A 19,350-nucleotide genomic window follows, 5' to 3' on the forward strand; every position below is an offset into this window, starting at 1 on the left:
ACGATTACCCAAGAAGCCCCCACTTCAAACAACCCGTAAGGGTGGTAAGTGGTGGGAGTAGTTCACAGGCCTTCCTGTACCATAGACTTTACATATATCCCTGATGCATCTTTTTCGTGTCTTACGAAAATACAACCCATTTTCCCCCTCGGGCCAGATCACTTTATAAAGCAAGCAAATCTGACCCTAACATATTGTTATTCCTTTGGTTGTAAATCCTCAATCGATTCAATGTCCATATAATCAGGAACAACCATACCAATTCTTGCACCTGTTAAGTTTTCCCCTAAATCAACCATGTCTTCCTTCGTTTCTTCATAGAAAGAACCGTGTGTTACAGGTAACCATGGAGCAAGAGATGCATCACCTTCACCATTAGCTACTGATTGGAACATAACTGCTGGGTCGACGGGTGTTAATGTTACCTTAAACCCTTGTTGTTCTAATACCGCCTTCATCACATGTCCAGAAGAACGTTCTGTATCCCACGGGGTCGATACTAATTCGATTGCTTTTCCATCTACCTTCTCTATGCCTTCTGTCCATTCATCAACGCTATCCTGATTCTCTTCTATCCAATTTTTTGCTGCTTCCTCAAATGAAACATCTTGTGCCTCAAGCATTACTGCTTCCATATCTTCTGGTTCCCAGTGGAATCGATCAAGAATTTTATATGCATTAGGCATGTCCTCTTCTAAACCTTTTCTTACTATTGTATTTATGTTCTCAACCCCACCAAATGTACCTTTTGGATCCTCTAGAAATTTTAAATCATAAGAAGCAAACTTCCAGTGTGGAGTCCAACCTGTTACAATAATTGGTTCTTCGTTATCAATTGCCTCACCTAGCTCCGTTAGCATACCCGCAGTTGACCCTTCTAGAAGTTCCCAGCCTTCTAAGTTTTCATATTCCTCTAAAGTGTTATTTGCAAGATCCATGGTTCCTGCTCCAGGCTCAATACCTGTAATCGTATAATCTAACGCTTCACTTAAATTAGCAGTCTCTTCTCCATTATCCTCTGCCTCTTCTCCATTACCACAGCCAGTTAACAGTAAAGAAAAAGATAAGTAAAGAGGTATACCAATTGATTTTAATTTTATCATTTTTTTCCTCCTTATAACTTTAGAAAACTTGGCCTTATCGCATACTTAAAAAGGACTATGCATTTTAGCATGTCCTTAATTCTTCCTTCTTAGTTTAAACATAACTAATAAATTAATAACTTTTTGAAAGCACTTTTAAAATAATACAATAGATATGGTTTCCAGTAAAACTGGATAAAACTTCGTATTATAGAATTTAAGATAGTACTCAATCCCTAATCACACTAAATATTCATTGATTTATTAATGGTAACACTTAAATGGATCAATATCAGATATGGATTATCTAGTAGTAGGAAAGTCTTTTGAATAATGTATTTTAGGGTGACATCTGAAATTGCCTATAAACATATATACACAACACCCATGTATAAATAATAAACAAGATGACTGGTAATGGTATCCGTATCATGTTTCCCCCCAATAATAATTATTTAATTACTCATATGCAAAGGGACAAGATAACATTCAAACAGAATGTTAATGATAAAAAGATTAAATTTAATCCAAAAAACAAGAGCAGGAATATCAATCATTCCCTGCTCTTGTTTTCTGGTAATCACAAGTGCCTTCTATGCACCTTTTTTCCATTATACGCGTACACTACCTGCTTCTCTTCCACATAAGTTTCCATGTGCACCGTTCGTCCCCACAGTTGATAAATATAGGGGAGCACATTTTCCAAATACTTTAGATCAAGCTCAATTCCTTCATAACCATGCACTAAATAAAGTTCTCCATTACGTAAATAATCACCGTTCTCTACCGTTATATATGGAAAACCTCCATTCACCCGCATTGATATAAGCTGATCTCTCACATTTTCGTAATCTTTATCCGTTATAAGATAATCTCTGCCCTTTTTTTCAAATAAATACATATCTTCCTGAAATACCAACTCTTTGGTTAAATAGTTTCTAATAAAAGAAATGTCTGACTCCACTTCTCTTACTTCGAATATTTTTTCCCTGCCCGTATTTGGCTCGACACCTAACTCCTTCATGCCATCTGTAGGATTATTGTAACGCTCCTCTATGTCTTCAAATATTTTCAAACCGAGATAGTAAGGGTTAATTTGCTATTTGGAAGGTTGCACTACAGAAGCCCAGCCTTCGTTTCGTATTGGCGTTTTCCCATAAAAAATAGACCTAATTTTTTTAGATCTATAGTTACTTGTACACATCGCCGCGGTTATCTATAGTCAGAATATAAATCATTCCTTCATTTTGATTAACTTCAAATATCACCCTATAAGTTCCAACTCTCAGTCTTAATTGATTATTTCTACCTCTTAATGGTTTTATATCACCAATTGGTGGTCTTATCGTTAACCCACTTAATGCTGTTCCTATCCTTTCCTGAATAGCTTTCTCCTGTTTCTTCAAAAACTTAATGGATTCACGACTTAATGTCAATTGATAGGTTAAGCTCAACGCTTGCATCCTCCCATGATACAAACTCTGAGTTATTCTTTAGTTGATTTTCTTCTTCTTCACTTAAAGGAAATTCATCCGGTTCAAAGTTCATGATGTCATCCCAGTCAGGGCGTGAATGACTCAAGTGTAAAAACTTTATATAATCAAACGCTGACTTTTTTGCATCTTCTGGAAGACTTTTTAACATTTTGTATAACTCTTCATTACTAATAGCCATTGTTAAATCTCCTTTCCAGTTATAGATATACTTATTATATTACTCATGAGTTATTATAACAACTTCCAAATCGCTCATTTGTTGTTAATGTATACATTTATCAGAATAATCAACATATCCCGTTTAAATATTAAGTTAGATGCCTTGATTAATAGTGAGGTGAAAAAACATGGAAATTATATTGACAATACAGTTCCTGATTATAGGTGGTTTACTATGATATATAAAGAAAAGAAATGATCATAAGTTATCTTTAATTGCTCGAAAAATTGAATATAGTTCGATTTTGAAGAAGAGTCAATGGCAATGGGATTAGCTTCTTATTTTAATTACCGGAATCAAGGAATGAAGATAATTTAATCCAAAAAACAAGAGCAGGAATATCAATCATTACCTGCTCTTGTTTACTGGTAATCACAAATGCCTTCTATGCACCTTCTTCCCGTTATACGCATACACTACCTGTTTATCTTCTACATATGTTTCCATGTGCACCGTTCGTCCCCACAGTTGATAAATATAGGGGAGCACATTTTCCAAATACTTTAGATCAAGCTCAATTCCTTCATAACCATGCACTAAATAAAGTTCTCCATTACGTAAATAATCACCGTTCTCTACCGTTATATATGGAAAACCTCCATTCACCCGCATTGATATAAGCTGATCTCTCACGTTTTCGTAATCTTTATCCGTTATAAGATAATCTCTGCCTTTTTTTTCAAATAAATACATATCTTCCTGAAATACTAACTCTTTGGTTAAATAGTTTCTAATAAAAGAAATGTCTGACTCCACTTCTCTTACTTCGAACATTTTTTCCCTGCCCGTATTTGGCTCGACACCTAACTCCTTCATGTCATCTGTAGGATTATTGTAACGCTCCTCTATGTCTTCAAATATTTTCAAACCGAGATAGTAAGGGTTAATTTGTTGTTTGGAAGGTTGCACTACACTAGCGTTCAATGAAGCAAATTCAATAGCCTCACTTGATGTTAAGTCCAGTTCCCTTAAGATTCGTTGGTGCCAATACGAAGCCCAGCCTTCATTCATGATTTTCGTTTCAAGCTGTGGCCAGAAATATTGCATTTCCTCTCGCATCATCGTTAAAATATCACACTGCCAATCTTCTAACTCACGACTGTATTCTTCAATAAACAGTAGTATATCTTTCTCTGGATTCGGTGGGAATTTTTTCTTCCTCTTACCTGTTTCTTTCTTTTTCTTAGTTTCTTTTTGATCCAATTTCCATAAATCATCATATGGTGTTACTCGTTCGGTTTGTTCGTCGTTATCTGATTCTGTTTCGTAGTCGGGTAGTTTTGGTCTGACCAGGGATGGGTCAATATGTTCCTGAATAGATAAAACTGCATCCAGAAATCGTTCAACTTCATCCTTTCCGTGAATCATTTCGTAGTTGGCAATACGTTCTGCAGTTGCCGTCATGCTTTCTACCATATCTCTTCTTGTGTTTGAAAAACGTGCGTTATTTTTAAAGAAATCGCAGTGCGCAAGTACATGAGCAATAATCAGTTTGTTTTGAATAAGACTGTTTGTGTCCAATAAAAATGCATAACAGGGGTTTGAGTTAATGACCAGTTCGTATATTTGACTTAAACCAAGGTCATAGTGCAACTTCATTTTATGAAATTGCTTTCCAAAACTCCAATGACTAAACCGTGTTGGCATTCCATAAGCCCCGAATGTATAAATAATATCAGCAGGACAAATTTCGTAACGCATCGGGTAATAATCAAGACCAAATCCAGAGGCAATTTCTGTAATTTCATTTATCGCTCTATCCAGTGCCTTTGCATCCGTCAATATGATCCCTCCATCTGTACTTTTTATAGTTTATGATGTGATAGGGGAATGATGAACAGTAAAATGTGTTTAAAGAATACATATGTAACAATTTTCAATCCATTCATAATTGGTATATAATTAACATATCCATTACGTTTCTCAATACTTATCAAAGGGAGAAGAGTATGCAATACACTTGGAGGTTTATCTGTACGTCTATTTTACTAGTTTCAAATTTGATTTCGCTTTCTTATGTAGATTCAGATACGATTACAACAATACATATTACCTCATTTATTCTTAATCTACTCATAGGTTGGATAGTTGGGACACAGATTGATAAATATCTCTATTCCAAAAAAGAACTTGGTACAGCAAATAATGCACTAGCAAATTACTCTTACGCCTTGGATTCAGCGGCAGATGCAATTTGTATTATCAATGAAAAAGGGGAAATAGAATTTGCTAATGATGCACTTACAAAACTCTATGGCTATAATCATAAAGAGATATTATCATTAAATTGGGGGAATCTTTTATCAAAGGAATCCACCGTTCATTTACTTAAACCTATGATTTCTGATGTAAAAGAGCATGGTCAATCAAGAGAAGAGGTAATCGGCGTTAGACATGATGGAGAAACATTCACTCAAGAAATTACTTTATCCCAAATCAAAGAAAACAATAAAATGATATGCGTATGTCGAGATATTACAAAACAAAAACAATATGAAGAGTACATGACATATATATCTGAGCAAAATGAATTAACAAAAATGCCTAATCGTCGTCGTTTACATAAAGATCTTGAGGGTTTTAAGCAAAAACTAAATGACTTATCTATACTATTTATTGATCTAGACAGGTTTAAAATTACGAATGACACTCTTGGCCATGATATTGGGGATGAATTATTAAAAAGTGTCGCTAAGAATTTGTCGTTCTTTAAAAATGATGATATTAATGTTTACCACTTAGGTGGAGATGAATTTATCGTATTGATTGGAACATCAGATAATGAATACATTCATAGTATCGTAAATTCAATATCTGAATCATTGCATAAGCCTTTCTATATTAACGGGAATGAAATCACCATAACGTCCAGTATCGGGGTAAGTATCTTTCCAACACATACCGATAATATGGATAAGTTATTAAATTTTGCCGACACTGCTATGTATTATGCTAAATTAGATGGTAAAAACACTTATAAATTTTTTAATGATGACCTTAGGTTACAACTAAATAGGAGAGCAATAATCGAGACTGAATTAAGAAAGTCTATTAGAAATGAAGAATTATTCATCTGTTACCAACCTAAATGTGCATTAAGAAATCAAAACTTAGTTGGCTTGGAAGCATTAATTCGTTGGAAAAACCCACGCTTAGGTACCGTTTCACCTATGGAGTTTATTCCGATTGCTGAGGACATTGGTTTAATAAACGACATTGGAAACTGGGTCATCAAAGAAGTCCTTACAATGATGAATATATGGCAAAAGAGCGGTTATCCCTTAGTAAAGGTTTCTGTTAATGTTTCTCAAAAACAGTTTCGTGACGGTATGTTAGTGAGTTATATCGAATCATGTTTGAACACATTTAATATAGATGCACAATACCTAGAAGTTGAAATAACTGAAAGTGTAATAGAAGACTTTGAATTGGTTACGCCACAATTAAATCGACTGAAGGAAATAGGTGTTGGGATTGCTATTGATGATTTTGGTACGGGTTACTCATCACTTTCACTAATAAAAAATTTACCAATTGATACGATAAAAATAGATCAATCATTCTTACGTGATTCTTTAAATGAAAAAGATATTTCAATAGTAGAGGCAATACTTAAGATAGGTCATACACTTAATCTAGATATTGTCGCGGAAGGAGTAGAAACAGAAGAGCACCTTCATATTCTGGTACAGTTAAATTGCCCTTATGGTCAAGGCTATTTCTTTAGTAAACCATTAGTCACTTCTGAGCTAGAAGATAAATTCTTAAACTTAAGTTATACATAAAACAGACGAGGGTTATCCGCCTTCGTCTGTTTTATATTGATTAATTAATTCCTATTTTCTTTTCCGCATCATATCGTACGGTCTAACTGCAGCATTTACTTTCATTTTTACGACCATCATAGCTTGTGGGGCACGATCAATTGGCGTGTCGTTTTCATCCCATAGCTGCCTAATGTTTTGCTGAACGTGTGTGAAGTTTGGCCCGTAGAATTCGACTTCATCTCCAACACCAAAATTATTTCGTTGTTGGATCGTTGCTATTTGTGTTTTTTCATCATAGGCTAATACCTGGCCAATAAATGCATAAGCTGGGATCTTTCTCCGTTCGCCAAATAACTGTTCATTTTCAGTTGGCATTCCATAGTAAAAGCCTGCAGCTAATTCGCGCTGGGCCACTTTCCATAGTTCATCTTCCCATTCCTGTTTAAACGCATAGTTGTCAGGATCGTTGCAATAAGCGTCAATTGCCTGACGATAAACGTTAGAAACGGTGGAAACATAGTGGATTGATTTCATACGGCCTTCAATCTTTAAACTATCTACCCCATTTTCCACTAGATCTGGAATGTGGCGAATCATAGACATATCTACAGCACTCATCGAAAAGTCCTCTACTGGCTCACCTGCAAGAACTGTTTTATGCTCACCAGGTTGTGGCATTTCAAATAAGTCATACTTCCAACGACATGATTGTGAACAGCCTCCACGATTCGCATCACGATCAGACATATGATTGGATAATGTGCAGCGACCTGAATAGGAAATACACATGGCACCGTGAATGAAAGCCTCTATTTCAACTGATGTATGCTGACGTATTTGCTTAAGTTCATCCATTCCTACTTCTCTTGCTAGAACCACACGTTCGAGTCCTTCTTGCTGCCAGAAGTTCAGTGTTTCATAATTCGTTGCAGAGGCTTGCGTTGATAAATGAATTGGCAAACCCGGTGCTTCCATTGCACATATTTCAATTAAAGCAGGATCTGAAACAATCACCGCATGGATACCAATATCTCGAAGTGTACGGAAAAACTCTCCAGCACCGACTTCATCTCCCTCATGGGTAACCATATTTGCAGCAACGTACACTTTTGCGTCGTGTTTTTTTGCAAAATCCACCCCTTCATGCATTTCCTCATAGGTGAAATTACCAGCCCGACTTCTCAATCCATATCGATTTCCACCGATATAGACAGCATCTGCACCATAGTGAATAGCCGTTTTTAACTTTTCTAGGGTTCCAGCAGGGGCTAGAACTTCTGGTTTTTTTGTACTAGTTGTTTTCATAACTTTATCCCTCCTACCTATTGGACATCGTTAGGATCTTTCAGGAAAAATCCTTCGTTTAATGATCGTTCTTGTGGATGAGTAACAATAAGCTGTTCGTTTAACTGCTCCATCAATTGCTCTGACCAGCTACCTTCGACAAAAGCTTGTTTCGCTTCCACAAATAGACTAGCAATTTCAACGAACCTATCTCCTCGTGTTAATACTCCGTCTAGCTTCCATTGTGTTAGACCCGCTTCCACTAAATCTCCCGCGTATGGCAACAGATTAATATCTTTCGTATTAAACACGTGAGTCCCGTTACGATCTTCGTAAATGGAATAATGCGTATTTGGTTTTTTAGGCTCTGAAATGAATAAATCTTTCGTTGCCGGATCCTTTTGTTCCGTGAAATTATAATAATTCTCTACAAGTGGCCGCTTCGAATGGTGAATACATGTTGCTCCATAGACTAATAATTCAGTTGGGACCAAAACTTGTGTTTGAATAGCTTTTAATTCAACAAACGTCAACTCTCTAGCCAGAACGGCACCTTTCGCACCACGTTTTGCCCAGAAATTAATATGTTTAGCACTTGTCACTAACGTTTGAGCATCATATACGTAAGCCAAATCTATGTGGTTTGATTGCAGGAGATGGATGACACCCGGATCTCCAACTGTGATCGAGTCAATTCCCGTCCTTTGTAAAAAATTCAAATATGGCACAACCTTTTCTATCCTGTCGTTGTGCATTAATCCATTAACTGCGACGGTGACTTTCTTGTGGTGAAGATGAGCATATATGGTTATCTCTTTTATTTCTTCTTGTGAAAAAGATGAAGGCAAGCGTAAACCGAATTCATCATTACCAATATACAATGTATCAATCCCGGCATGGATTAATGCCTTTGCTTGATTAACTGATTCTGCAGTTGCTATTAATTCAATCATTCGTTATCCCTTCTTTTTTCCAAGTCTGTTAGCAGAAGTATGGTATCATAATCGGCTGTTTTGTGTTGTGGCCTTGGTCACTTCAGGAATATTAAAAGACACTAGGGTGATTTAGCACCTAGTGTCTGACACAACTCCATGAACTTATTTTTCACTTAATTCCTTAAATGCGTTTATAAGCTTTTCTGGTGATTCTTTTACCGTATAAGAAAACAACCCTCTACTCGTATGTAAATAAAGAAGTCCTCCCCCACCACCAACTTGACGATAGGACATATCCAACACATCTTCTATAGAAAACTCTCGATACCGGGTAGTGATCTTTTCATCATATAAATGGATATTGCGTTCTTGTTTCGTTTCTATTTTTTCGTTACGAATTATTTCCTGTTGGATTTTAATATACGGCTGAATAACTAACAACTTCATAGTGGCTCGCTCCTGCATCATTATTAGTGAAAATACTACTCTTCCGTAGCCATATATGTCAATTTCTTTAATAGATGCGGGTATTATATGTATACTACTATTAAAGTGTGACGGAGGTGAAATACAGTGCTATCAAAATGGTTAAACGAATCTTCATATACAGTCGTATTCACAGGAGCAGGCATGTCAACAGAAAGTGGCTTGCCCGATTTCCGCTCCCAGAACCAGGGATTATGGAACAAAAAAGATCCAAGCAAAATTGCAAGTACAGAGGCGTTAAATAATAATGTTCATGACTTTATAGCCTTTTACCGTGAACGTGTACTTGGCATTAAAGAATTTAAGCCGCATAAGGGGCACTATATTTTAGCAGACTGGGAGAAACAAGGAAAAGTGAATTCCATTATTACGCAAAATGTAGATGGATTTCATCAACAAGCAGGCAGTAAACAAGTTGCCGAGCTTCACGGTACCTTGCAAAAACTGCATTGTCAGACGTGTGGCGAAATTTACAGTAGTGAAGAATATATTCAGCGGGAGTATTATTGTTCCTGTGGCGGAACCCTTCGTCCGTCGATTGTGTTATTTGGGGAAACATTGCCTCAAGATGCGTTTCAATTTGCGTTGGAAGAAGCTGAAAAAGCGGAGTTATTTATCGTATTGGGCTCGTCCCTAAGTGTGACTCCAGCAAACCAGTTTCCCTTAGTTGCGAAGGAGAAGGGTGCAAAATTAGTAATTGTGAACAGGGAAGAAACTGATTTTGATTTGTACGCAGACCAAGTGGTTAATGGGAAAGAGATTGGAGAGTTTTTGACAGAATTGGATGATTGATAGCAAAACAATTATCCCCTCCTACTTTTATGTTGAATAACATTATAAATGACAACTTGTAAAGTCTGAACAAACAAATAAATAGGTATGGAGTAAAACAACGTATAACCTTGTTTATAATGAAAAAGTCCAACTTTAACACTGATCCACTCCACTAAAATAGATATAGCTGTCCAGATTACGATGTAAACGATATGTTTATATCCATTTATATTAAACTTAACGTAGAAATAAATAAAAATGTAACTGAAAGGGCCATACATAATGTAACTGATAAAATCAATAAATTCATAGGAAGAGTTATCATTTACATCATAATAATCAAGAGGTGCCACACTTATCGTATGGTCAAAAAACATTCCCGTAAAAACACCATATAAATAATAGGCAATAGATTCTAATCTTGAAAAAATCTTAGGTAGTTTCCAAACAATTATAGATAATCCGACAGTGGAAATAATAACAAACCATTCATTTAGATTAAAAGAATGGTCATAATAAGTGACCGCTTCCATTATGTTGTGACTCCTTTTTTTCAATAAGTAAAATAATTTTACTTAACCATAAACCAACTAACAGATAGATAGTATCATGTAAGAGGTCATAAAAATAGTTCCACTTTAGATATGTAACAACATCCAGAGTAATTGATAAATAGTTTAATGAAAACATCCCTAAATAAATAATAAGAAAAAGTATGATTTTTTTGCTTATTGTTTCTATTTTATAATAGATGTTTATGAATATAAGTGTGAGTATCGGTATAATGACTTCTCTTTGTATAAGAAAAAACATATATATGATTGGTTGTTGAGAAGTTTGAATTGACTCTAATTCCATCGTGACAATGGTCATATTATTTCTTGAAATGATGGCAAGTAACATAAACACAATACTATTTTGTAAAAAGGATAATGTTTTGGGTGTGAAATAAAATATAGTTCCTATCAACCATGTTAAGATTATTATTATTGTAAAAGCCATTATAATCACCAACAATAGTATGTGAATAAGATTATGTTCTTAAACATTATGGCTTATCGCCAATCTTTAGTTGCGCTTATGTAGATAAGATAAGTCAAAACGAGCTTGGAATCCAAGCTCGTTTTACATTTCTTTATATATTCTCAATAAACAGCCGAATCACATCTGCACCGCCAATAAATGTTCCAATGCTACTTCCTAAATTGGCTAATACAACAATTAATAAAATTCTTGTTACTTTATTTTGCCAAAAGCCTTTTACACTAAATACATCTTCAGACAGCGTATCGAAGTCTCCTACACTTGGACGCCTGATCAATGCTTGCACAATTCCTGCAAACCACCCAGCAGCTATTAACGGATTTAGCGAAGTTATTGGAGCTACAACGAAAGCTGTAATTATAGTAAGCGGATGACCTAACGCTATTGCGGTTCCGAGTGCTGCAAACGACCCATTCCATAAAAACCAGCTTATCGTTTGCTGGATTCCTGCAGTAGGATTTGTATAAAATGTATAAGCGATAATAGCGATAATAATGGCAGGAATCGACCAGGCAATAACCTTGGGTACCTTTGATTTGACTGGCACTTGCGATAACCGATCCAAATCATGATCTTTTTTAATTTCTTCTTTAATTCCTGGCACATGTGCTGCACCTAAGACCGCCACCACTTTATTTCCTGGGGAATCTTTAATTTTTTGAGCTAAGTACTGATCTCGTTCATCAATTAACGGTCGTTTTAACTCAGGGAAATGATCCGTGAAATCTTGCAGGATGGAATTGATCATATCCTGTGATTTCATTTTCTCCAGTTCTTCTTCAGAGATGCTTTCCTTGGAGAAGATACTACCGATAATCTGTGTAAGCAACTTCGCCTTCCCTTTGAGTCCTAAACCACGCCAAATACGGGAAAATGTAAGCTGAATATTTCGATCGGCCAGTACAAGTTCAGCACCGGCTTTTTCTGCTGATTCAATCCCTTGAATCATTTCCTGACCTGGATTAATACCGAATTGTTTAGCCATGCGTTTTTGGAAGGAGGATATTGCAAGGTTCATCAAAAGCAGTGTCGCTTTATTTTCTTTGATAACTTTAAATATATCCATATCCTTCCATTTATTTCCGTCCTTAATTGATTGAAATCGTTGTTGGTCTAATTCGATTGCAACAGAATCCGGCTGTTCAGCTTCGATGACTTCCTTTACTTGCTCAGCGCTATGTTTGGATACATGTGCTGTTCCAATAAGTATATATTCTTTTCCATCTAATTGAATCCGTGTAATATTTTCTTCTGTCATTATAAACCTTCCTTTTAGAAACCCTTGGCAAATCTACAAGTGAATTCTGTGTTTTAGCTTTAGGCTGTTTTCGTAAAGATTGTTGCTTTTGAGAGAATAGATATAAACATAACTTGATGTGACGGTTAACCTACCGCTACGGAAATACACTTCGCTTTCACCCATCCGGGTACAAGTGCGACATCTGCTTCGTTTCACTGCGCAGTGTCTTCTACCCGTGGGCTGCTGATGAGCCTCCTCGAGCTAACGCTCTGCGGGGTCTCAACTAGGAGGCTGTCCGATGGAATAATTTCTGTGAATATATATGCATTCACACTGAATTATTAATGTATAATCCACCATATTTTGAATAAATATTCGGCAATTTCACTTCGTCGGACAGCCTCCTAGGCCTCTGCTCCCACAGGATAAGGAAAGCTACATAGCTAGACATCGCACGCAGAAAATCGGTTTGTATTTTCAAGGAGTCTGTGTGTATTTCCTCCGCTGTTATTTCCGTTACTGTCGTGGGACTGTATCAGTATTAATAAAACACCTTACCAGTCAGGGTGAGCGGAGGGCGGTGACTCCTGCGGGAACAGCACGTGTTCGAAGACCCCGCAGAGTGATTTTCTCGAGGAGGCTGAGACCGTGCCCGCGGAAAGCATCCGCCCGTAGCGATCCCAGACGGCAGCAATAGCGAGCGTTCTTAGAAATAAGCCTAAGTTACGCCGCATTTTACATCAACTATGAAGATAAAAAAGTAACAATGCGTGCGAAAACAGCCTTACTTTATAAGTAAACGTATAAAATTTTATGTCCTAATACAATAATAAACCAGAAACGGGAGAATTAGAATAATTTGATATAAATTAGCGAAAAGAAAATAATACTCACGATAAATTTTACCACTGATTGATACTTGAATACCTGTATTTTTACATTAATCCAGGATAGTTTATAGAGGAGGAGGTTTAACATGGAACAGCATTTTCTATCTGTAGAAGAATTTAATGAATTACTCAAAAACTGGAATGGGCAAAACATTACCATTACAAAGCATGAAATGGATGATATTGACGAAACTCAGATGAAGTTAGAGGCCATTTCGTATGATAGAGACACAAGAAGGATTGATGATTATGAACCAATGCATTCTCTGCACTTAAATGGAACTGGACACATTCTGTCAGAGACCAACAATCCGCAATCTCTTCCGTCATCCTTGTATGAAATACCATTAGAGGACAGTACCATGTATGAATTCGACGGATCAGAATTTTTATTAAGCACCTCACGAGGCGTATATAAGATTCGGCTACAAATCTAACAAGGGTTTAATAACAAAAAAAAATCTCCATTAAAAGGAGACTTTAGGTTGTAACTGCTTCTTTTTTAAAGAAACTTTTCATTGCATCGTATACATCCCGTTTTTCTTTTAGGATATAGTGACGAAATTTTGGGTCTTCTATTTCTTTATATGCTCTCATTAATGTGGAAGTACGGCTATACCCATTCACTTCCCCGTAGCCGAACATGTTTGATACATCCATAATTTCATTAACAAGTTTGATACATTTAGTATTATCAGAAATAACGTTCTCACCATCTGAAAAATGAAATGGATAGATATTGTAGCGGTTTGGATTGTATTGTTCTTCAATTAGCTCTAATGCTTTATAGTAAGCTGATGAACAAATCGTTCCACCGCTTTCCCCTTTTGAAAAAAACCCTTCCTCTGTTACTACTTTTGCTTCGGTGTGGTGTGCGATAAAAGCTATTTCTACAGTTTCATATTTAGATCGCAAAAATCTTGTCATCCAGAAAAAGAAACTTCTTGCTACATACTTTTCAAAATTACCCATTGATGCACTTGTATCCATCATCGCAAGAACAACAGCTTTTGATTCAGGTTTTATTACATCATTCCATGTTTTAAAACGGAGGTCGTCATTATGGATGGGAGTGATTCCCGGTTTTCCATCTCTTGCATTTCGTTTTATTGCAGTTAATATGGTCCTTTTCTTATCGATATTACCCATGAGTCCTTTTTTACGTACATCATTAAACTCAACTTCATCGATTGTAATTTCCGCTTGTTCTTTTTGTTGTAGATTAGGAAGCTCCAGCTCTTTAAATAAAACATCCTCTATTTCATCTAAAGATACATCAGCCTCATAGTAATCTTGACCTGGTTGTTCTCCTGCCTTTCTTCCATTTCCAGATCCGCTGTTTTGTTTGTCGCTAGGACCGCGAGCGACCACATCACCTACCTGACTATCACCATCCCCTTGCCCTACATGTTTTGATTTATTATAATTATAGCGTATTTTGTACTCATCCAATGAACGTATTGGAATTTTTATTACATCCTTACCGTTTGACATAATGATATTTTCTTCACTAATTAAATCCGGCAAGTTATTCTTAATGGCTTCTTTCACTTTATCCATATGCCGCTGTTGATCTTGATGGCCTTTGCGATGGAGGGACCAGTTTTCTTGGGAGACAGCAAAACTTTCTTTTTTCTCCTGCATACCTTCGCCTCCTATATTTTTTTTAAAACTTACCAATTTGGTAGTTTCTCTATCATATGCATCTACAGGTGAGTTATTGCATTTTACTCGAATAAATAGGTAAATAAAAAACTTCTCCCCCCTACCATTTCCAGTGCAACATCAACTCCTTTTCCATCTGTAAGTTGTTCTCGTACCTTTTCTTCCCAACCTTCCTCTGTATAATTCACACCATGGTCTGCCCTCATCTCTTTTGAAAATGTTAGTTTCTCCTGAGTACTAGCTGTAGAAATTATTTTTCCTGCCCCGAAGATCTTTGCAACATGGACAAGAACCGTTTCACTTTGTTCCAACCTTCCCAATGGATAATGGTCGGTTCTGGTGAAATAGGGATATGATTCTCCAACCAGTTCGTTAATTGAACCAGCCCTGGAACTTCATCCGTTTTGGAACGTTCATAACGATTAATCCATCCTTTGACTTGACGCTCCATGAATCCATCCGGTTTAGCAATTTCCACCAGGTTGGTTTTCGTATAGTCAATCCTGTGAAGTTCCACCAACTTGTCTACCATAAGTTCTGAGATCTTTCGGCCAAGCGCTTTATTATATGTGATTTCTTCTGGAAATGCTGCATCAAGTACAATCCCTTTTCGTCGTTCCATGAGAACAAAGAAATAATTTTATTCAAGTAACGGGTGGCGATTTCTCCAGAAGAGCAGTCGCTTCTAGAGGCCGATAATAGACGAACGAATTTTAATCGGACTCCAGTGCCCTTATTATTGTCAAAAACAGTTATTTTTAAGGTCAAGCGGACTCAGGGGATCTTATTGCATGAAAAACAGTCCATAACTCCTGGAACTGTTACAAATAAGATCCACTGAGTCCGCAAAAAAGATAGGCTATCTTATGTTCAAGCAGTGTAATTTCTATTTAAGCAATCGGATGCTAAAATTTAACAAGACAACATAAAATGCCACAGCAACAAACGCTGTGGTAGAGCCAATTTTTTATACTTTCCTATCTTTTTAGAAAACTTGGCATTCGCCAATCCTTTATAGTGAATGGCCTAGTTGCACTTATGCAGATAAGGAAGTTTTATACTTTCTTACCTGCTAAAAAAGGAACTTCCAACAATATTTTTATCCTCAGAAAATACATACGGCTTTGGGGCAGTTGGATATAACGGGTGTAAACCCGATAAAAGCGTATATTCCCGCTTCATGTCGTGTGCTTTTGGTGCAACAGGACCAAGTGGTGGCCTGCGTAATACAGCTTCCCATTTCCCAATCCGCAGTAAGTAAGTTAAGTTGGAATGCCCTGCACTAAATTGCTCCACTTCCAGCTCCCCATCAGGGACTCCTGCTATATTTCCCTGAATAAATTTGAATAGTGTATCTTTATTTAGTTCTTCGCCTTTTCGAACGCTGATGGTGTCCTTAAAATCCGTTTCCATTTTATCTACTCCCTTCATGCTGAACGTAAATGCGCTCCTAGCTTCGTCTTGAACGATTCAGGAATTTTAATAGACTGTTGCATTCGAACATCGAAATACACAATGACTGCCTCTCCTTTAGCAATTACATCACCTGATTCTTTATCTTCAATCGTGCTTAACAACGTAATGCTTTTTGTACCGATTTTTGCTACTTCCGTTAATACTTCTAATGTTTGCCCAAAGTATCCTTGCTTGGAAAAATCACATTTTGTTGATGCTAGCATGAAAGCGAAATCTTGATCATGTACACGAATACCAATTTCAGACAAGAACTCTATCCTTGTTTCCTCCATATATATAAAGTAACTCGTATTGTTGATATGGCCTAATGCATCTGTTTCTCCAACACGTACTTTAATATCCAGCTATTTCACCTCCTGAAATAGTTCCATCATATATGAATTTCTATGCTGACTAACATTTTTATTTATAATATTCAGTTAATTTAACTAATTTTACTACCTTTTTCGATAGTAATTTTAAGTCGTTACTGTTCAATTCCATTTAAAATCATATCTACATAAATATCCGCTAACTCTTCTGCTGATACATCACCGTCTGGTTTATACCACTGATAACTCCAATTTGTGATACCTAAAAGCCCGAACGTTACCATATCAGTCCGAATACCGGCACGAAATTCACCTATGGTAACACCTTCCTGGATTGTTTTTTCGATATTCAAGCGAAATTGATCCCGTTTTTCTTTGATGCTTTCGATGTTATCGTTCGTCAAATGACGTACTTCACGGAAAAACACGCGTGCACTGGGGCCTTTATCTGTAATATCTGTAATCAGTAAACGGACTATATTACTTAACTTCTCTTTTTGTAATAGGTTTTCGTTATCCAAAATTCGGTGCTGACGTTCTAATAGATTGGTAATGTAGTCCAAATGAATATCCATCAGCAGCTGTTCTTTACTGGAAAAATAATAATAAAACGTTCCTTTCGTTACTTCCAGTTCATTAACAATATCCTGGATAGACGTTTGACTAAAACCCTTTTTTTCGAAAAGTTTAATACTCTGTGTTGTAATTTTTTCTTTCATATCCATTATCCTCACTCTGCTTTAGTCTTGTGATTCCTAATCTATCATACGCCTATCGTAAATCACTATTTATAACGCATGTGCTCCGCCATCTACAGATAAAATATCTCCACTAACATAATCGGAAGCCTTTGAGGCTAAAAACAGTGCGGCACCTTTTAGATCTTCATCACTTCCCAATCGATTTAGAGGGGTTCCTTCCAGGATTTTATCCTTTCCTAAGTGAATTAACCCTTGTGACATTTTCGTTGGGAAAAACCCTGGAGCAATTGCGTTCACATTAATATTATGCTGCCCCCATTTTGCCGCCAAATCCTTCGTGAATGTCATGATTGCACCTTTACTTGTATTATATCCAATGGTGTCCATGAACCGGGGATCTGTACCACCAAAACCAGCTACTGAAGCAATGTTAATGATTTTCCCACTATTTTGTTCAATCATTGCTTTTCCAACTTCCTGACTCATCAAGAATGTCCCGGTAACATTCACGTTCATTACCTTGTGCCAAGCTTCAAGCGGCATATCAACAACTGGAGCTCCCCATGTCGCACCACTATTATTTACTAATATATCAATTGATCCAAAATGTGCCTTTGTCTCTTCTACTACTCGTTTCACATCATCTTGATTCGTAACGTCACAACTGAATGCCAATGAATCAACCCCAGCCTTTTTTAACTCCTCACTCATTTCCTGGCATGCTTCTAGTTTACGAGAACATACAACGACATTCGCACCAGCCTCAGCAAACGCTTGTGCAATTTGCGCTCCGAGTCCACGTCCCCCACCAGTTACAATTGCTGTCTTACCTTCTAATTTAAATAAGTCCAGTACTTTCATAAGACATCTCCTTTTCTACTTCGAATATTTTCTTAGCTCTAATTTGGCGATTTGCCTGCGATGTACTTCATCAGGTCCATCTGCTAATCGGAGTGTTCGTGCGTTTGCCCAGTGTGCAGCCAACGGTGGAGACTTCACTTACGCCAGCACCACCAAACGCTTGAATGGCCCGATCAATTACACGTAACGCTATACTTGGTGCAACCACTTTTATCATGGCAATCTCTGTTTTTGCCTCTTTATTACCAACTGTATCCATTATTGGGGGGGACTTTTTCCAAACGGTTTTCCTGTTGATTCAATTGTTCCTCATAGAATTTTTCATTTGGATAAATATGCTCCCATAAAGACGGTTAATTTTTCTTGTAAACCCACAACCTCGTCTGAATATGAAAAATCCATCCTCTTCACCCCCTATCTTTTAGACTCATTTGTAAGTTTTGTTGCTTTTTAACCCTCGTAGTTGATATAAAACACGACGTAACTTGAGATGATGGTTGGTGCTTTTACTCTCTCTGAAAATACATTCGCGCACCTTAGGGCGGCTGGTATAATAAAACAACTGCTATCAGTTTTTTATAACATAAACTGCTACTTAATGATGGTTGATTGGAGCGGAGGTCAGTCCACTCCTGCGGGAACAGCACGTGTCTGAAGACCCCGCAGCGGAAATCAACCTGGCAGCCACGCCACAAACTAACCGGATAGTATGTTCAGAATATTTTATTTAATTATAAATCAATGTAGGATAGAAGTGCAACCATTTTTATCCTTTTTTCTTTTCCATAACTTGATACTGAAATGAAAATGAGAATGCCCAGCCAACACGAAAACTGAAAGGCCAGGCATCTACATCAAACGTTCATTTCATGGTTTATTTCTTTTCCTGATCCTTTTTTAATAATCTAACATGATAAGGATTAGTTGATTCTTTGTCAGTATCGGTTCGAACACCAATTTGTTTCCCGACAGTGTCTGAAATAATCCCTTCTCTCTTTCCATCGAAGTGCGGATGCTGTTCACCATAATCTCTATCGTCTGCCATAACATTCACCTCCTAAAATTAGGTTGCTTTAATAGGAGAAGATTATCCTTCACATAAAAATAAGTTAGCTTAG

The 19,350-nt window shown here is 36.9% G+C and carries 19 protein-coding genes and 4 pseudogenes; 3 read left to right on the forward strand and 20 right to left on the reverse strand.

Annotated features, from left to right (window positions below; genetic code table 11):
• Window positions 1-197: 197 nt before the first annotated feature.
• From ACFQ3N_RS15750 to ACFQ3N_RS15770, 5 genes and pseudogenes are all read right to left on the reverse strand, one after another.
• On the reverse strand, window positions 198-1,103 hold the full coding sequence (locus ACFQ3N_RS15750) for a glycine betaine ABC transporter substrate-binding protein (protein WP_390363495.1): 906 nt from the start codon (window positions 1,101-1,103) through the stop codon (window positions 198-200).
• Window positions 1,104-1,662: 559 nt separating this feature from the next.
• Window positions 1,663-2,235, reverse strand: a pseudogene (locus tag ACFQ3N_RS15755) (SpoVR family protein); the annotation flags it as partial.
• Window positions 2,236-2,272: 37 nt separating this feature from the next.
• Window positions 2,273-2,545 (reverse strand): type II toxin-antitoxin system RelE family toxin, encoded by a 273-nt coding sequence (locus tag ACFQ3N_RS15760; protein WP_390363496.1) that lies wholly within the window; start codon window positions 2,543-2,545, stop codon window positions 2,273-2,275.
• The gene (locus tag ACFQ3N_RS15765; protein ID WP_390363497.1) at window positions 2,502-2,756 is read right to left on the reverse strand and encodes a hypothetical protein; all 255 of its coding nucleotides are present in this window, start codon (window positions 2,754-2,756) and stop codon (window positions 2,502-2,504) included. Before ACFQ3N_RS15765 ends, ACFQ3N_RS15760 begins: the two co-directional genes overlap by 44 nt.
• Window positions 2,757-3,170: 414 nt before the next feature.
• The gene (locus ACFQ3N_RS15770) at window positions 3,171-4,580 is read right to left on the reverse strand and encodes a SpoVR family protein (RefSeq protein WP_390363498.1); all 1,410 of its coding nucleotides are present in this window, start codon (window positions 4,578-4,580) and stop codon (window positions 3,171-3,173) included.
• A gap of 167 nt (window positions 4,581-4,747) precedes the next feature.
• On the opposite strand from ACFQ3N_RS15770, the gene ACFQ3N_RS15775 reads away from it, so the two are divergent.
• Complete coding sequence (locus ACFQ3N_RS15775; protein WP_390363499.1) at window positions 4,748-6,583, forward strand: sensor domain-containing protein; 1,836 nt, start codon at window positions 4,748-4,750, stop codon at window positions 6,581-6,583.
• Between the two features lie 51 nt (window positions 6,584-6,634).
• Here the strand turns inward: ACFQ3N_RS15775 and ACFQ3N_RS15780 are convergent, their stop codons facing one another.
• The 3 genes from ACFQ3N_RS15780 to ACFQ3N_RS15790 all read right to left on the reverse strand — a co-directional run bounded on the left by ACFQ3N_RS15780 (window position 6,635) and on the right by ACFQ3N_RS15790 (window position 9,231).
• Window positions 6,635-7,870 (reverse strand): peptidase U32 family protein, encoded by a 1,236-nt coding sequence (locus ACFQ3N_RS15780; RefSeq protein WP_390363500.1) that lies wholly within the window; start codon window positions 7,868-7,870, stop codon window positions 6,635-6,637.
• A 17-nt stretch (window positions 7,871-7,887) separates the two neighbouring features.
• Window positions 7,888-8,799 carry a peptidase U32 family protein gene (locus tag ACFQ3N_RS15785; RefSeq protein ID WP_390363518.1) on the reverse strand — a complete coding sequence of 304 codons (912 nt, stop codon included), beginning with the start codon at window positions 8,797-8,799 and terminating at the stop codon, window positions 7,888-7,890.
• Between the two features lie 147 nt (window positions 8,800-8,946).
• Window positions 8,947-9,231, reverse strand: a complete 285-nt coding sequence (locus ACFQ3N_RS15790; protein ID WP_390363501.1) for a hypothetical protein — start codon at window positions 9,229-9,231, stop codon at window positions 8,947-8,949.
• Between the two features lie 126 nt (window positions 9,232-9,357).
• Between ACFQ3N_RS15790 and ACFQ3N_RS15795 the strand changes: the two genes are divergently transcribed.
• On the forward strand, window positions 9,358-10,062 hold the full coding sequence (locus ACFQ3N_RS15795) for an NAD-dependent protein deacylase (protein ID WP_390363502.1): 705 nt from the start codon (window positions 9,358-9,360) through the stop codon (window positions 10,060-10,062).
• An 11-nt stretch (window positions 10,063-10,073) separates the two neighbouring features.
• On the opposite strand, the gene ACFQ3N_RS15800 is transcribed toward ACFQ3N_RS15795, so the two are convergent.
• From ACFQ3N_RS15800 to ACFQ3N_RS15810, 3 genes are all read right to left on the reverse strand, one after another.
• Window positions 10,074-10,577 carry a hypothetical protein gene (locus ACFQ3N_RS15800; protein WP_390363503.1) on the reverse strand — a complete coding sequence of 168 codons (504 nt, stop codon included), beginning with the start codon at window positions 10,575-10,577 and terminating at the stop codon, window positions 10,074-10,076.
• Window positions 10,555-11,046 carry a hypothetical protein gene (locus ACFQ3N_RS15805; RefSeq protein ID WP_390363504.1) on the reverse strand — a complete coding sequence of 164 codons (492 nt, stop codon included), beginning with the start codon at window positions 11,044-11,046 and terminating at the stop codon, window positions 10,555-10,557. The genes ACFQ3N_RS15800 and ACFQ3N_RS15805 overlap by 23 nt, the downstream gene beginning before the upstream one ends.
• 133 nt (window positions 11,047-11,179) lie before the next feature.
• On the reverse strand, window positions 11,180-12,346 hold the full coding sequence (locus tag ACFQ3N_RS15810) for a TraB/GumN family protein (protein WP_390363505.1): 1,167 nt from the start codon (window positions 12,344-12,346) through the stop codon (window positions 11,180-11,182).
• A 958-nt stretch (window positions 12,347-13,304) separates the two neighbouring features.
• On the opposite strand from ACFQ3N_RS15810, the gene ACFQ3N_RS15815 reads away from it, so the two are divergent.
• The gene (locus ACFQ3N_RS15815) at window positions 13,305-13,655 is read left to right on the forward strand and encodes a hypothetical protein (protein WP_390363506.1); all 351 of its coding nucleotides are present in this window, start codon (window positions 13,305-13,307) and stop codon (window positions 13,653-13,655) included.
• A 43-nt stretch (window positions 13,656-13,698) separates the two neighbouring features.
• On the opposite strand, the gene yhbH is transcribed toward ACFQ3N_RS15815, so the two are convergent.
• The 9 genes and pseudogenes from yhbH to ACFQ3N_RS15860 form a co-directional block, all read right to left on the reverse strand.
• On the reverse strand, window positions 13,699-14,862 hold the full coding sequence (yhbH, locus tag ACFQ3N_RS15820; protein ID WP_390363507.1) for a sporulation protein YhbH: 1,164 nt from the start codon (window positions 14,860-14,862) through the stop codon (window positions 13,699-13,701).
• A 107-nt stretch (window positions 14,863-14,969) separates the two neighbouring features.
• Window positions 14,970-15,203, reverse strand: a pseudogene (locus ACFQ3N_RS15825) (zinc-binding dehydrogenase); the annotation flags it as partial.
• Window positions 15,134-15,505, reverse strand: a complete 372-nt coding sequence (locus tag ACFQ3N_RS15830) for a phosphotransferase (RefSeq protein WP_390363508.1) — start codon at window positions 15,503-15,505, stop codon at window positions 15,134-15,136. The pseudogene ACFQ3N_RS15825 and the gene ACFQ3N_RS15830, both read right to left, overlap by 70 nt.
• Window positions 15,506-15,957: 452 nt before the next feature.
• Window positions 15,958-16,296: pseudogene (locus tag ACFQ3N_RS15835) on the reverse strand (phosphotransferase); the annotation flags it as partial.
• Between the two features lie 14 nt (window positions 16,297-16,310).
• On the reverse strand, window positions 16,311-16,703 hold the full coding sequence (locus ACFQ3N_RS15840) for an acyl-CoA thioesterase (RefSeq protein ID WP_390363519.1): 393 nt from the start codon (window positions 16,701-16,703) through the stop codon (window positions 16,311-16,313).
• Window positions 16,704-16,825: 122 nt separating this feature from the next.
• Window positions 16,826-17,389, reverse strand: coding sequence for a TetR/AcrR family transcriptional regulator (locus ACFQ3N_RS15845; protein WP_390363509.1), 564 nt, complete (start codon window positions 17,387-17,389; stop codon window positions 16,826-16,828).
• 69 nt (window positions 17,390-17,458) lie between these two features.
• A complete protein-coding gene (locus ACFQ3N_RS15850; RefSeq protein WP_390363510.1) occupies window positions 17,459-18,232 on the reverse strand; it encodes an SDR family oxidoreductase in 774 nt (257 codons plus the stop codon).
• A gap of 15 nt (window positions 18,233-18,247) precedes the next feature.
• A pseudogene (locus ACFQ3N_RS15855) lies at window positions 18,248-18,506 on the reverse strand (acyl-CoA dehydrogenase family protein); the annotation flags it as partial.
• A 600-nt stretch (window positions 18,507-19,106) separates the two neighbouring features.
• Window positions 19,107-19,277 carry a hypothetical protein gene (locus ACFQ3N_RS15860; protein ID WP_390363511.1) on the reverse strand — a complete coding sequence of 57 codons (171 nt, stop codon included), beginning with the start codon at window positions 19,275-19,277 and terminating at the stop codon, window positions 19,107-19,109.
• Between the last annotated feature and the right edge of the window lie 73 nt (window positions 19,278-19,350).

The sequence above is a fragment of the Virgibacillus byunsanensis genome, assembly GCF_042675965.1.
GTDB classification, from domain to species: domain Bacteria; phylum Bacillota; class Bacilli; order Bacillales; family Amphibacillaceae; genus Virgibacillus_R; species Virgibacillus_R byunsanensis.